General features: G+C 60.7%; 16 protein-coding genes and 1 tRNA gene. 6 read left to right on the top strand and 11 right to left on the bottom strand.

Going from position 1 to position 14,021, the window contains the following annotated elements; translation table 11 throughout:
• From deoA to ACTJJ7_RS25695, 7 genes are read right to left on the bottom strand one after another with little or no spacing between them, the layout of a single operon-like run.
• Entirely contained in the window at positions 1–1,314 is a 1,314-nt protein-coding gene (gene deoA / locus ACTJJ7_RS25725) for a thymidine phosphorylase (protein WP_440969262.1), read from the bottom strand.
• 6 nt (positions 1,315–1,320) lie between these two features.
• Positions 1,321–2,121 (bottom strand): purine-nucleoside phosphorylase, encoded by an 801-nt coding sequence (locus tag ACTJJ7_RS25720; RefSeq protein ID WP_105733929.1) that lies wholly within the window; start codon positions 2,119–2,121, stop codon positions 1,321–1,323.
• Positions 2,118–2,525: a cytidine deaminase gene (locus tag ACTJJ7_RS25715; protein WP_105733930.1), complete on the bottom strand. Its 408-nt coding sequence runs from the start codon at positions 2,523–2,525 to the stop codon at positions 2,118–2,120. Before ACTJJ7_RS25715 ends, ACTJJ7_RS25720 begins: the two co-directional genes overlap by 4 nt.
• A 1-nt stretch (position 2,526) precedes the next feature.
• Complete coding sequence (locus ACTJJ7_RS25710) at positions 2,527–3,498, bottom strand: ABC transporter permease (RefSeq protein WP_440969245.1); 972 nt, start codon at positions 3,496–3,498, stop codon at positions 2,527–2,529.
• Positions 3,498–4,643: an ABC transporter permease gene (locus ACTJJ7_RS25705; RefSeq protein ID WP_105733932.1), complete on the bottom strand. Its 1,146-nt coding sequence runs from the start codon at positions 4,641–4,643 to the stop codon at positions 3,498–3,500. The genes ACTJJ7_RS25710 and ACTJJ7_RS25705 overlap by 1 nt, the downstream gene beginning before the upstream one ends.
• Complete coding sequence (locus ACTJJ7_RS25700) at positions 4,640–5,194, bottom strand: cysteine hydrolase family protein (RefSeq protein ID WP_105733933.1); 555 nt, start codon at positions 5,192–5,194, stop codon at positions 4,640–4,642. The genes ACTJJ7_RS25705 and ACTJJ7_RS25700 overlap by 4 nt, the downstream gene beginning before the upstream one ends.
• On the bottom strand, positions 5,191–6,723 hold the full coding sequence (locus ACTJJ7_RS25695) for an ABC transporter ATP-binding protein (RefSeq protein WP_105733934.1): 1,533 nt from the start codon (positions 6,721–6,723) through the stop codon (positions 5,191–5,193). Before ACTJJ7_RS25695 ends, ACTJJ7_RS25700 begins: the two co-directional genes overlap by 4 nt.
• Before the next feature lie 209 nt (positions 6,724–6,932).
• On the opposite strand from ACTJJ7_RS25695, the gene ACTJJ7_RS25690 reads away from it, so the two are divergent.
• From ACTJJ7_RS25690 to ACTJJ7_RS25680, 3 genes are read left to right on the top strand one after another with little or no spacing between them, the layout of a single operon-like run.
• Positions 6,933–8,105, top strand: coding sequence for an iron-containing alcohol dehydrogenase (locus ACTJJ7_RS25690; protein WP_440969261.1), 1,173 nt, complete (start codon positions 6,933–6,935; stop codon positions 8,103–8,105).
• Positions 8,106–8,116: 11 nt separating this feature from the next.
• Positions 8,117–8,326, top strand: a complete 210-nt coding sequence (locus tag ACTJJ7_RS25685) for a SlyX family protein (protein ID WP_440969244.1) — start codon at positions 8,117–8,119, stop codon at positions 8,324–8,326.
• 4 nt (positions 8,327–8,330) lie between these two features.
• Positions 8,331–8,786: a GNAT family N-acetyltransferase gene (locus ACTJJ7_RS25680; protein WP_105733936.1), complete on the top strand. Its 456-nt coding sequence runs from the start codon at positions 8,331–8,333 to the stop codon at positions 8,784–8,786.
• Here ACTJJ7_RS25680 and ACTJJ7_RS25675 read toward each other — a convergent pair whose 3' ends face one another.
• The 3 genes from ACTJJ7_RS25675 to ACTJJ7_RS25665 form a co-directional block, all read right to left on the bottom strand.
• The gene (locus ACTJJ7_RS25675) at positions 8,787–9,422 is read right to left on the bottom strand and encodes a LysE family translocator (protein WP_105733937.1); all 636 of its coding nucleotides are present in this window, start codon (positions 9,420–9,422) and stop codon (positions 8,787–8,789) included.
• Positions 9,423–9,554: 132 nt separating this feature from the next.
• Entirely contained in the window at positions 9,555–10,553 is a 999-nt protein-coding gene (locus tag ACTJJ7_RS25670; protein WP_440969243.1) for a BMP family lipoprotein, read from the bottom strand.
• Positions 10,554–10,790: 237 nt separating this feature from the next.
• On the bottom strand, positions 10,791–11,114 hold the full coding sequence (locus tag ACTJJ7_RS25665; protein WP_105734583.1) for a hypothetical protein: 324 nt from the start codon (positions 11,112–11,114) through the stop codon (positions 10,791–10,793).
• A 371-nt stretch (positions 11,115–11,485) separates the two neighbouring features.
• Between ACTJJ7_RS25665 and ACTJJ7_RS25660 the strand changes: the two genes are divergently transcribed.
• Positions 11,486–11,576, top strand: a tRNA-Ser gene (locus tag ACTJJ7_RS25660).
• A 25-nt stretch (positions 11,577–11,601) separates the two neighbouring features.
• Here ACTJJ7_RS25660 and ACTJJ7_RS25655 read toward each other — a convergent pair.
• Positions 11,602–12,369, bottom strand: coding sequence for a sulfotransferase family protein (locus ACTJJ7_RS25655; RefSeq protein WP_105733939.1), 768 nt, complete (start codon positions 12,367–12,369; stop codon positions 11,602–11,604).
• A 274-nt stretch (positions 12,370–12,643) separates the two neighbouring features.
• On the opposite strand from ACTJJ7_RS25655, the gene ACTJJ7_RS25650 reads away from it, so the two are divergent.
• Together ACTJJ7_RS25650 and ACTJJ7_RS25645 are read left to right on the top strand one after the other, a co-directional pair.
• Positions 12,644–13,099, top strand: coding sequence for a hypothetical protein (locus ACTJJ7_RS25650; RefSeq protein WP_440969242.1), 456 nt, complete (start codon positions 12,644–12,646; stop codon positions 13,097–13,099).
• On the top strand, positions 13,077–14,009 hold the full coding sequence (locus ACTJJ7_RS25645) for a sterol desaturase family protein (protein WP_130268417.1): 933 nt from the start codon (positions 13,077–13,079) through the stop codon (positions 14,007–14,009). The genes ACTJJ7_RS25650 and ACTJJ7_RS25645 overlap by 23 nt, the downstream gene beginning before the upstream one ends.
• Positions 14,010–14,021: the final 12 nt, after the last annotated feature.

Genomic DNA, 14,021 nt, shown 5'->3' with positions numbered 1-14,021 from the left:
TCATCCGCCGATGCGGCGCAGGACAGGATTGACCGTGCGCGGCTTGCGGCCGGAAAAGCCATAAGCGGCAAGAATGGCGCGGGCAGCCGCCTCGGCATCGCCCTGGCTGCGCGCATGCACAAGGGCAATCGGATCACCCGTTTCCATCAGCGCACCGACCGGCTGCAGCGCCGTGATGCCCACCGCGTGGTCAACCGGGTCCTGCGGACGGATGCGCCCGCCGCCGAGCGTGACAACGGCGACACCAACCGCCCGTGTTTCCACCGACGCGACATAGCCTGCCTGCGGCGCTTTCACTTCCAGCGTCACCGGCGCGACGGGCAGATAATGGCGGGCGCGGGAGATGAAATCCGCAGGGCCGCCAAGCCCGGCAACCATGCGGCCAAAGACCTCTGCGGCCTTGCCGGAATTCAGGGCTTCCCGCGCCATATCGGTAGCGGCCTTGGGACTGGCCGCGAGTTTTGCCGAAACCAGCATTTCGGCAACCAAAGCGAGTGTCACCGCTTCAAGGCGGGCATCCCGGAGATCGCCGGTCAGGAAATCCACGGCATTCAGCACCTCCACGGCGTTGCCTGCGGCAAGCGCCAGCGGCTCGTTCATGTCGGTCAGCAAAGCGGTGGTGGCCAGCCCCGCGCCGCTTGCCACCGCGACAATGCTTTCGGCCAGGGCCACGGCATCGCGGCTGCGTGCCATGAATGCGCCATTGCCCGATTTCACATCGAGCACCAGCGCGTTGAGCCCGGCCGACAGTTTTTTCGACAGGATGGACGCGGTGATCAGCGGGATCGATTCGACCGTGGCTGTGACGTCGCGGATCGAATAGAAGCGCTTGTCGGCCGGTGCGAGATTGGCGGTCTGGCCGATGATGGCGCAACCGACCTCATGCACGACCTTGCGGAACAGCGCATTGTCCGGCTGGCTGCGGTAACCGGGGATCGAATCCATCTTGTCGAGCGTGCCGCCGGTATGGCCAAGGCCGCGCCCGGAAATCATCGGCACATAGGCCCCGCACGCGGCGGCAATGGGCGCCAGCATCAACGAGACATTGTCACCGACACCGCCGGTCGAATGCTTGTCGACAGCCGGGCCCGGCAGATCGGACCAATCGAGAATATCGCCGGAATCGCGCATGGCGAGCGTCAGGGCGACCGCTTCATCGCGCTTCATGCCATTGAAGAACACCGCCATGGCAAAGGCGGCAACCTGCCCTTCGGTGATGGCGCCCGAGCTCATGGCATTGACGAAGGCGGTGATATCCGCCGCATCCAGCGCATGTCCATCGCGTTTGCGGCGGATGATTTCCTGCGGCAGCAGCATGATCTAGCCTATCTCCCGGACCAGCGCCCGGATGATTGTCTGCAGGCGCGCACCGCCCTTCGGCGCGACATCCTTGGTTTCCTCATGCGAGAGTTCCGCTCCCGTCATGCCTGCCCCGTAGTTGGTGATGACCGAACAGGCGGCAACGCGCAGGCCGAAGAAGCGGGCGAGAATGACTTCGGGCACCGTCGACATGCCAACCGCATCGGCGCCGAGCGTGCGTGCCATGCGGATCTCCGCCGGTGTTTCGAACGAGGGGCCGGAGAACCACATATAGACGCCCATCGGCAGCTTCTCGCCCACCTCGGCGGCAGCAATGACAAAGGCGTCCTTGAGCTTTCTGTCATAGGCGGCTGTCATGCCGACAAAGCGCTGATCGGAGGCTTCGCCGATCAGGGGATTGAGCCCGGAATAGTTGATGTGATCATCAATCAGCATGACACTGCCCGGCGCAAGATCGTGGCGCACCGAGCCCGCCGCATTGGTCAGGATCAGCATTTCGATGCCAAGGTCAGCCAGCGCCGCCATGACCGGACGCATGACCGCGGCATCGCCCTTTTCATAGTAATGCGCGCGGCCCGCCAGCATCAGCACCGGCTTGCCGGAGAGATAGCCGGCGACCACTTCCCCGGCATGGCCGGAGACGCCGCTGTGCGGAAAACCCGGCAGATCGGCATAGGGAATGCGGATGGCATTGTCGACCGCATCCACGAGGGAACCCAGACCCGACCCGAGGACAAGCGCAACGCGCGGCGCCAGACCCTGCAACTTGTGGATGAGCGCTCCGGTGGCAGGCGCAATCATGCGGCACTTCCTTTTCCCAGAACTTCCGCTTCAAAGCCGTAGGGGAAAATCTCTTTCATCGTCAGCGTTTCGACAATGCCGTCATTGTCGCACAGGTGCAGGCGCGTTTCGGGACCGGCGAACTCCGCCAGCCGCTGGCGGCAGCCGCCGCAGGGCGTGCATTTCGCCTTCTTTTCCGCAACCACTAGAATATCTGTGATTGTGCCACCGCCACCCATGACGAAGTGCGACAGGGTGGTGGTTTCGGCGCACCATCCCTCCGGATAGGAAATGACTTCGATGTTGCAGCCGGCATAAATCCGCCCGTCACTGGTGCGCACGGCAGCGCCCACCGGGAACTGCGAATAGGGTGCATGGGCTTTCTGCATGGCGGCAAAGGCGGCATCGAACAGGTCTGTATTCATTCTATCGCTCTTTCACATAGGCCACACCACCCGCCTTGGGCGGAATTGCCTTGCCGATGAAACCGGCCAGCAGCACGATGGTGAGAATATAGGGCAAGGCTTGCATCAGCTGCACGGGAACCTCGCCGATGAGTGGCACGGGATGCCCCTGCATGCGGATGGCAATGGCATCGAGGAAACCGAACAGCAGACAGGCAAACATGGCATGGACCGGCCGCCACTTGGCGAAGATCAGGGCGGCGAGCGCGATATAGCCCTTGCCCGCCGTCATGTCCTTGACGAAACCCGCCCCTTGCGCGGTTGCCAGATAGGCACCGGCGATGCCGCAGAGCAAGCCGCAGCAGATCACCGCGCGGTAGCGCAGCCACGGCACCGAAATACCGGCCGTGTCGACCGCCGCCGGGTTTTCGCCGACGGCGCGCAGGCGCAGGCCGAAGCGCGTGCGGTACAGCACCCACCAGGTGAACGGCACCAGCAGGAAGGCGAGATAGACCAGCACGGAATGGCCGGAAACCAGCTCGGAATAGATCGCGCCGATGACGGGGATGCTGTTGAGCGTTTCCACACCCGGCAGATCGATCGGGTTGAAGCGCGCGGCGTTGGGCAGCGATGGTGTGCGCCCGCCCTGCTGGAACCAGGCCTGACCGAGAATGACGGTGGTCCCGGCGGCAATGAAGTTGATGGCAACGCCCGAAACGATCTGGTTGCCGCGATGGGTGATGGAGGCAAAGCCATGCACCAGCCCCAGCGCAACGGACACTGCGATGGCTGCAAGAAGCCCGGCATAGGCCGAGCCGGAATAGGTGGCCGCGGCGCCCGCCGCAAAGGCCCCCGCCAGCATTTTGCCCTCCAGACCGATATCGAAGATGCCGGCACGCTCGGAATAGAGCCCGGCAAGACAGGCCAGCAGCAGCGGCACGGAGAGGCGGATCGTCGAATCGAGAACCTGCAGGACGACGGTGAAGCTATCCATTATTGACCTCCCTCGGCGGCGACGGCCGGTGTGGACTGGCGCTTCGTGCGGGCGAGCCGCTGCAGGACGCGCAACAGGGTCGGACGGAACATGTGCTCCAGTGCGCCGGCAAACAGGATCACCAGCCCCTGGATGATGACGATCATGTCGCGGGAAATATTGGGCATGTCGAAGGCGATTTCCGCGCCGCCCTGATAGAGCATGCCGAACAGGATGGCGGCGAGAACAATGCCCGCCGGGTGCGAGCGCCCCATCAGCGCCACGGCAATGCCGACGAAACCGGCACCGGCGACAAAATCAAGCTGCACGCGGTGCTGCGCCCCCATGATCGGGTTCAGTGCCATCATGCCGGCCAGCGCGCCCGATATCATCATGGTGATGACGATGATCCTGACCTCGCCGATACCGGCGTAGCGGGCGGCCTTGGGGCTGTAGCCCATGGTGCGGATTTCATAGCCGAGCTTGGTGCGCCAGATCAGCACCCAGACAAGGAAGGCGGCAACCAGCGCCAGGAGGAAGCTGATGTTGAGCGGCGCGGAGCGCATGTTCAGCCCGATCAGGCTGAGCATCCAGCCGAGGCCCGGCAATTGTCCGCCATCGCCGAAGACACGGGTTTCCGGCGCCTGTGTGCCCGACGCCTTGAGATAGCCCACCAGCAGATAGACCATGATGCTGGCGGCAATGAAGTTGAACATGATCGTGGTGATGACCACGTGCGAACCGCGCTTGGCCTGCAGCCATGCCGGAATGAGCGCCCAGAGCGCACCGACCAGACCCGAGGCAATGATGGCCAGCGGAAAGGTGATCCACCAGGGCAGGATATTGCCGAGGCCAAGGCCGATCACCGCGACGCCGAGACCGCCAATATAGGCCTGCCCCTCACCGCCGATGTTGAACAGGCCGCAATGGAATGCCACGGCGACACACAGGCCGGTGAAAATGAAGTTCGTCGCATAATACAGCGTATAGCCGACACCATCGCCGGAGCCGAAGGCGCCCTTGACCATCAGGACGGCGGCGTCGATCGGGCTTTCGCCGACAAGCAGAACGACGAGGCCCGCAACAAAAAAGGCCACGATCAGATTGATCAGCGGCAGCAGGCCATAATCAGCCCAGGCAGGCAGTTTGGCAAAGGGCTGGCTCATGGCAGGGCCTCAATGATGGCGTCGGAGGTGGAGATTTTGGCATATTCGCCATCAAGAATGGACAGCGCCAGCGCGTGAACATCTTCCGCGCTCCAGCTCTTGCCGCGATGATCGGTTCGATCGATGCTGGCGACGGCATCTTCAGGCACAATCACCTCAAAGCCGAGATTGGCCGCCATGCGGACAGTGGCATCGACGGAGTTTTCCAGAAGCACGCCCGTCACCACAAGACTGTGCACCTGCAATTCGTCCAGCACGTCCATCAGGTCCGTGCCGATGAAGGCATTGTTGGTGCGCTTGTCGACCACGGGCTCGCCGATCTGCGGCGCCACCTCGGGCTTGAAATCATTGCCCGTGGTGCCGGGGCGGTAGGGCGATGCCGGATCGGTGGAATCGTGCTTGATATGGACGACCGGCAGACGGCGCTCCCGCCATGCGCCGAGCAGGCGGGCAATCTGCGCCTCGGCCTTCGGCTGGCCGCGTCGGCCCCATTTGGCATCGTCAATGGCATTCTGCACATCGATGACGAGAAGTGCCTGGGTGGTGGTCATTCCGCCGCCTCCTGATTTTCAACACCGGCCATCAGAAGACCCAGCTCGCCTTCGCTCGCATCCGCGTCGCGCTCACCGACGATCCGTCCGGCGAACATCACCAGAATGCGGTCGGACAGGGAGCGGATTTCATCCAGCTCAACCGAAACGAGGAGCACGGCCTTGCCGGCATCGCGCATCTCGATGATCCGCTTGTGGATGAATTCAATCGCGCCGACATCGACGCCGCGCGTTGGCTGACCGATGATCAGCACGCCCGGATCGCGCTCGATTTCGCGGGCCAGGACGATCTTCTGCTGGTTGCCGCCGGAAAAATTCGCCGTCTTCAGCCGCGGATCGCTCGGGCGGATATCGTATTTCTCGATCTTCTTGCGCGCATCGGCCTTGATGGCGTCGATATCGAGGAATGGCCCGTTCAGATAGAGCGGATCGTCGTGGTAGCCGAGAATGGAATTCTCATATTCCTCGAAGGCCAGGACCAGCCCCATGTGATGCCGGTCTTCGGGCACGTGGGCAAGGCCGCGATCGCGCAATTCGCCCGGATCGGCCGCACCCGTGATATCGATGACCTGTCCGTCCAGGAGCACGCGGCCGGACACCGCCGTGCGAATGCCGGCGACCGTCTCGATCAGCTGCGACTGGCCATTGCCCGCCACCCCGGCAATGCCGACGATTTCGCCGGCACGGACGGTGAAGGATGCATTGTCGACCATGACCACGCCGCGGCTGTCGCGCACCGTGAGATTTTCCACCGAGAGCTTGACCTCCCCCGGCTTGGCTTCGCCTTTCTGCACGCGCAGGAGCACACGGCGTCCGACCATCAGTTCAGCCAGTTCCTCGACCGTCGTCTCCGCTGTCTTGCGCGTCGCCACGACCGCGCCCTGGCGCATGACCGAAACATTGTCGGTGACAGCCATGATCTCGCGCAGTTTGTGGGTGATGAGGACGATGGTTTTGCCCTGCGCCTTGAGCTGCTCCAGAATACGGAACAGATGGTCGGCTTCGGCGGGTGTCAGAACACCGGTGGGCTCGTCAAGCACGAGAATATCAGCGCCGCGATACAGGGCTTTGAGAATTTCAACGCGCTGCTGCAGACCGACCGGCAGTTCCTCGATCAGTGCATCGGGATCGACATCCAGCTGGTATTCCTGCTCCAGCCGCTTCAGCTCGGCGCGGGCCTTGGCAATGCCGCGCTTCAGCAGCGGCGCGCCCTCGACGCCAAGCATGACATTTTCAAGCACGGTGAAATTTTCAACCAGCATGAAATGCTGATGCACCATGCCGATGCCCAGCCCGATGGCGGCATTGGGATCGCTGATCCTGACCGGCGCGCCATTGATGCGGATTTCGCCGTTATCGGCCTGATAAAACCCGTAGAGAATGGACATGAGCGTGGACTTGCCAGCGCCATTTTCCCCGATAATGCCGTGAATAGTGCCTTTTTCGACGCGCAAATGAATGTCACGGTTGGCGTGAACTGCACCAAACCGCTTATCAATTCCAACAAGTTCAATCGCCGGTTCTGCCATGTCCCCATCCGCTGTTGATCAGCTTTTTATCGTTCCGAACTTTTGACCCTAGAGCAAAGAAAAATCAAATGGAACCGGTTCCGTTCGGTCCCCGATTGCTCTTTCACCGGATTTTTTACTTTTTAGTCAAGAATTGCATGTTTCCCGCTCCAGCGCGGGCCTCGACAAGCCCGCCCCTGCTCTGGCAATCTCCCGGCATGACCGACATCATCGCTCCCTTTGCCTTTCACACCACCCCGCGCATCGTCTTTGCGGCGGGCGCCAGCGGTGATATCGCCGCGCACCTGCGCATAACCCCCAAGGACCGCCTGCTCATCGTCACGGATGCAACCATTCTGGCCCTCGGACTGGCGCAACCGGCCATTGCAAGCCTGCAGGCCGCCGGAGCCGATATCACGGTGTTCGGCGAGGTGGAAGCCGATCCGTCGCTCGATACACTGCTGAATGCCGTGGACGTGGCCCGGGAGAACAGTGTGAACCATGTTCTCGGCTTTGGCGGCGGCTCTTCGCTGGATGTGGCCAAGCTTGCCGCCTTGCTTGCAGGCTCGCATGAGAATCTCGACGATGCCTGGGGCGTGGGAAATGCCAGGGGGCCGCGCCTGAAATTGACGCTCGTTCCCACCACCGCGGGAACCGGCTCCGAGGTGACCCCGGTCTCCATCATCACCGTTGGCAACAATGAAAAACGCGGCGTCTCGTCCCCGCTCATCCTGCCCGATGTGGCGCTGCTTGACCCGGATCTCACCCTCGGCCTTCCGCCGCACGTGACGGCGGCGACAGGCATCGACGCCATGGTGCATGCCATCGAGGCCTATGCCTCGAAGAACGCCAACAACAACCCGCTCTCCCGGGCGCTGGCTGTCGAGGCCTTGCGGCTCCTTGGTGCCAACATCGAAACGGCGGTTTTCCAGGGCCAGGACAAGGCGGCGCGTTCGGCCATGCTGCTCGGTTCCATGCTGGCCGGACAGGCCTTTGCCAACTCCCCCGTTGCCGCCGTCCATGCCCTTGCCTACCCCATCGGCGGAACCTTCCATGTGCCGCACGGCCTGTCCAATGCCTTGGTTTTGCCCCATGTGCTGCGGTACAACGCGGCCGATTCGATGAATGGAGCCGCAACACACTATGCTGCATTGGCGCCCCATGCATTCGCCGGTATCGATGTGTCGGGAGGCGTAGAGCTTGTCTGCGGCAGGTTTATCGACCGCCTGGCCGGCCTCTCGGCCAAGCTGGGGCTGCAGACGCGGCTGCGCGATGTCGGCATTGGCGAGGGCGACCTGCCTGCGATGGCAGCCGATGCCATGAAACAGGGGCGGCTTCTCGTCAACAACCCGCGGGATGTGACCGAGGCCGATGCCTTGGCGATCTACAGAACGGCCTGGTAACGGAGAGAGATATGACCGCTGATACGGACCGTGTCACCAGCCTTGAAATTCTGGTGACGGAACAGGAAAAAACCATTGAAGAGCTTTCCGTCCAGATTGCCGAACAATGGACGGTGATTGAAGCCATGCGCCGCAAGCTTGATGCCTTGACCGACCGTTTCCTTGTTCTGGAAGAACAAACAACACCGGACATTCCGGTGACCAAACCGCCCCACTGGTAAGCTGATGATTACTGTCGAACCCCTGGAGAATCGCCCAGAATTGGTCCCGGTCTGCGCCCGCTGGAATTTTCACGAATGGGGACAGGAAGCCGGACGGACAATGCAGGAGACCGTGGACGCGTTCATGGCGTTCCTTGCCCCGGACAGCCGGCAAAAAGCATTCGTCGCCCTGCATGCCGGTATTCCGTCAGGCCTCGTGCTGCTGATCGACAATGATCTTGAGAGCCATGCGCATCTGGCACCCTGGCTCGCCAGCCTGTATGTCGCTCCGCCTTTCCGCAGCAAAGGCATTGGCAAGCAGTTGATTGCGGCGGCGGAAAATGCCGCCCGCAACCAGGGCCATCCGGAGCTTTATCTCTACACGGACAAGCCGGACTATTATCGTGCCGCAGGCTGGGAGCACCACGAGGCGCTGGCCGGCGAGAACGCGGGAATGGCGATCCTCAATCGCGTCCTCTGATCAAATCCTGTGCGTCTTGAACGCCTCGACGATCAGCTTCATGCCCAGCGCCCCCATGACGGCCCCGGCGCCGCGGTCGATCCATGCCTTGAACCCGGCATAGGTCGCGCGGGCGCGCGCCGTCGAGAACATGGTGGCGACGAATGTGTACCAGCCCGTTTCAATGATGAAGACCATGGGCGGCAGCGCCAGCAGCAGCCAGAGCGGGGCATTGGCGGGCAGCAGCGCGGCAAAAAGACTGGCATAGACGATGGCCGTCTTGGGATTGCTCAGCTGGGTCATCAGCGCGAAGGAAAACGACCGGGCCAGCGACATGTGCCCGCCGGTTCCCGGCAGGGCCAGGGGTTCGGCCGCACTGTTCCAGATGCGGATGGCGACGTAGACCAGATAGGCGCCGCCGGCGACTTTCAGGATCAGGTAAAGCCACTCGACCTGCATCAGCAGGGCCGTCAGCCCCAGAACCGCAAGGCAGCTGAAGATCGTCCCGCCGATGCCCATGCCAAGGGCGGCCGCAAGCCCGTGCAGGCGCGGCGAGGTGATGGCAATGCGGGAAACCAGGACGAAGCTCGGACCGGGGCTCATCGCGCCCAGCAGCAGAACCCCAAGGATAGAGAAGAAAACGGCGATCGCAGACATGGGAAAATCTCCAGCGCGCGTCAGTGACGCGGAGTGGCATATTCTCATGTTTCATGGATAAAACAAGCAGCCCCGGCGCCCAGGACAAAGCCGCCGGTCTTGCAACCGGCGGCTCGTCAGACCGGAGAAAAATCAGCCCTTGTAGGGGCAGGCATTGTCCGTGTTGTAGTTGTGAACCTTGACCTTGCCCGAAATGATATCGGCCTTTGCCGCCTCGACAGCCTTCTTGACATCGTCGGTCAGCAGCTTGGCGTTGTTTTCGTCGGCGGCATAGTCGACGCCGCCTTCCTTGACGCCGAGAACATTGACGCCTGATGTGAACTTGCCGTCCGCGCCGTCCTTGAACGCGTTGTAGGTGGCCACATCGACGCGCTTCATCATCGAGGTCAGAACCTTGCCCGGATGCAGGCCGTTCTGGTTGGAATCGACGCCGATACCGAGCTTGTTCGCATCGGCAGCCGCCTGCAGCACACCGATACCGGTGCCGCCAGCCGCCGCGAAGATCACATCAGACCCCTGGTCCATCTGCGATTTGGCGATTTCACCACCCTTTGCAGGGTCGTTCCAGGCGGCAGGCGTGTCGCCTGTCATGTTCTGGATGACCTTGGCAGCCGGATTTGTCGCCTTCACACCGCCGACATAGCCGCAGGCGAAGTTGCGGATCAGGGGAACATCCATGCCGCCGACAAAGCTCACCGTGCCGCTCTTGGAGGCCTTGGCGGCGATAACGCCAACGAGATAGGAGCCTTCATTGTCGTTGAAGACAACCGACCGCACGTTTGGCTTGTCGACCACCGCATCAATGATGACGAATTTCGTATCCGGAAACTCCGTCGAGACCTTTTCAATGGCCGCAGCGGCGGAGAAACCGGCGATCACGATCGGCGAGTTGCCATCGGTGGCAAACTTGCGCAGAGCCTGTTCGCGCTGGGCTTCATTCTGGATTTCGAACTCGCGGAATTTTACACCGGATTCCTTGGTGTATTTTTCTGCGCCATGAAACGCCGCCTCGTTGAAGGATTTGTCGAATTTGCCGCCGAGATCGAAAATCAAGGCAGGTTTATTGTCCGCGGCATAGGCCGAAACGGACATGGCTGTAGCAGCCAGCAGACCAAGAACAATACGCTTCATTTGATACCAACCCTCTGGATTTTGTTGAGCAGGACCGGCATTCTGCCGGTTCCGGCCGGTTCCGGACTGTGTTGCGGCCCATCCCGTCACAGCCGCCCCGAAAGCAATCTTGCACGGCTCACAGCAAAATTCACGCGGAATTTTGCCTCCCGGTCAAATATCGCAAAATAACCTATTTCTATCAGTATCTTATGCAGGCTTCGCCTGTGGAACGGCGCATTTCCGCAGGACCAGGCCTCACCGCGCGGCAAAACGCCCGGCGCGATTCTGGCGCCGGTAGCCGAGCGTGTAGAGAAGCAGGGCCAGGACGGCGAAAACGATAAAGGTGGGCGTTGCAAGAACCCACAGCGTCAGCGGGTCCCACAGGGCGGCATAGAGATGGGCCTTGAAATAGGTCTCGACGGCGCCAAGAGACGGGGCGGAGAGGGATTGCCAGCTTTCCTGCAAGGGGGTGGTGACCAGATGTGACGCACCCACGGACCGCGCCGCATCAAGAACCGCAGCGATGATTGCCATGGCAAGCGCAATATAGGCGAAAAGCCTCAATACAGGTCGGATCACGTCTCTCTCCAAAGTCATCGGCCGGGGCCATCCGGCGCCGGGAAAACGGTATTCTAGCGTGGAACGCTTACCGGTTGAATGCAAACTTGCCGGCATTTTGAGCCCGAACGATGAAGTTTCCCTGAAAATTCCCAGCAATTTCAGTGACAAGGGAATGAAATTATGCCAAAGCGCATTTATGTTGAAATAGGTGTTGAACAAGAGCCTGTTCTGACTATAGTGCGCGCCGCACGGGGTCGTTGTTGGCTAACCATCTTCAAGTGACTCGCGCAAACTCCAAAGACTGAGTGACCGATGGTTGACGGTGCTCCTGAGCCGGGTTTTCCGGCTGAGAACGACCAACCCGACCGGCCCCATGCCGGACGAATTGCGGAGAGGTGGCCGAGTGGTTGAAGGCGCACGCCTGGAAAGTGTGTTTACGTCAAAAGCGTAACGCGGGTTCGAATCCCGCTCTCTCCGCCAGTTCCCTTCCTTTCACACCGGCCCATCAGACATAACCGAGGGATGCCAGCAATTGCCTTGCCGCCGGCGGGACATCGTCATCGGAAAACAGAGCGGTGTAAGCCCCCATATGGGCAAACCGGTTTTCCCCGACATAGTCGTCCTTCGACACACCGTCAGCACCAAGAACAACATGCCGCGCATGATCGGCACTCGCCAGCCGTATGCCGCAATACCGCGCGATATAGGCGCCGACTTCCGCGGGGTAGTGAAGCAAATCCTCCTGCTTTACGGCGATGTGATCGACCTCATTTTCCCAGGACCGCCACGCCTCGATGGCGCTGATCCACTGTTCGAAGCCATGGTTGACGTCATCGGCCATGCTCTTGCGCAGCATACTCGCCACGACATCGCGGCCGTCCCTGTAGATATAGATCACCTTGGCATTGGGGAAATGCTCTTTGATTTCCCGCATGTGAAACACGTAATCGGGCCATTTGTCGCCCCATTTCCAGCGCGGCTTGCTGCCATAAACCGCGTGAAGCGCGGCGGGAAAGCCGCGCTCAGCCTCATCGCCCGAAAGCTTCATTCGATAATTCCAGTGCTGAAGCCATTCCGTGTTTTCAACTTCCAGATGTTTGTTATACAGCCAATCGGAAAGTGAAAATTCATGCTGCCATGCGCTCCAGGCGAATAGAGCCCATTCATTGGAAATAGTAATACCGTTCTCGTTCAATATTCGAACAAGCGCTGTAGTACCACTTCTCTTGCACCCACAGATTATCACTGGACTAAATTTTGAATCGTCCCCCATATACCCCTGCTTCACCACCCCAATATCATTTATAGTCTTGTATATTACTATTTCCGTCAAGAGACGGCATGCGGTGCATCGCAGGAAATACGCGATATGGCCTGTTATCACTTACTTTTGAACAGTATATCCATGGAGAATTCCAACCGGAGGATGCCCCAAACGCCGTGATTGGGTGCATGATTGTGCATTGATCTGCACTGTGGAAAGGTGCGTGCGGGAGAACAGACGGCCGTGCGATTCGACACGGGGCGGCATTGCGGGGAGGCGTGCATTGCTTGGTTTGCCAGCACTGATCGGCATGATCGTTGTCGGTATTTCAGTCGGCGTTCTCGCCGTGCACCTGGCTGGCGGCAGTGAGCGGCCGCAGCTTGCCGATGACGGCGAGGCCCGATCAATCTTCCTTGTCGATTTCCCCGAGAGCCGCATCGGGCCGATTGTCTATACGCACGACCGGCGGACGGCCTTTTTCGAACTCGCCATGCACCGGACCGGCATCGTGCACGGTATCGGCAACAAGTTCCTGACCCGCTGTATTTCCGCATCCGATGTTGCAAGCGCAGAGCCGGCCGGCGATCTCGCGCTCAAAGTGCGGTGGCATGACATTACCTGGCCGCGCCAGACATTTTCATTTGCCAGCGAAACGGACCGGAGTATCGTTCGGGCTTGGCTTCAGGCTTCTGCGAATTCTGCCGAAGGGATCACCCATGAACGCGCCCATGTTCTTTGACGTGACGAAACTGGCCGTCCCGTTCTATATCATTGCCATCCTTATTGAACTTGCGGCCATTCGCTACTGGCACCGCAAAGGCGACTTCGAGACGCGCGATACATTGACCAGCCTGCTGATGGGTACGGGCAATGTCGCCGCCGGACTGCTTCTGGGTTTCGTTTCGGTGACAGCCCTGATGTGGGTCTGGCAGTTCCGCTTCTTCGATCTCGGCCTGCACTGGTGGGTGTTCATTGCGGCGTTCGTCTTCGACGACCTGCGCTATTACTGTTATCATCGCATTGCCCACCGCGTGCGCTGGGTCTGGGCGGAGCATGTCAACCATCACTCCAGCCAGCATTACAATCTTTCCACGGCCCTGCGCCAATCCTGGACCGGCCAGATAACCGGCATGTTCATCCTGCAGGTGCCGATGGTGCTGCTCGGATTCCACCCCGCCGTGATCGCCTTCGTCTACGGGTTCAATCTCGTCTACCAGTTCTGGATCCATACCGAAGCCATCGGCAAGATGTGGCGGCCGTTCGAATTCATCTTCAACACCCCGTCGCATCACCGCGTGCATCACGCCACCAACCCGCGCTATCTCGATGCCAACTTTGCCGGTACCCTGATCATCTGGGACCGCATGTTCGGGACATTCGTCGAAGAGCTCGATGAAGATGTCCCGCATTATGGAATCGTCAGGAATATCGGCACGTTCAACCCGGTGCGCGTGGCTTTCCACGAATGGGCCGGCATGCTCAAGGACGTTTTCTCGCCAGGCCTGACCTTGCGCGAGCGGCTGCTCTACATGGCGGCACCGCCGGGCTGGAGCCATGACGGCAGCCGCAGAACTTCGGAAGACCTGAAAGCGGACTATGTCAGGCGGCATCCCGGAGAAGCAGGCAAGGCCGGGCTGCCCAAACTGTGACAAACCACTGAA

Origin of the sequence: Phyllobacterium sp. 22229, from assembly GCF_052056495.1 — a bacterium.
In the GTDB taxonomy this organism is placed as follows: domain Bacteria; phylum Pseudomonadota; class Alphaproteobacteria; order Rhizobiales; family Rhizobiaceae; genus Phyllobacterium; species Phyllobacterium myrsinacearum.
Note: the sequence above shows the minus strand (reverse complement) of the source record. Positions and strands in the feature narration are given on the sequence as shown.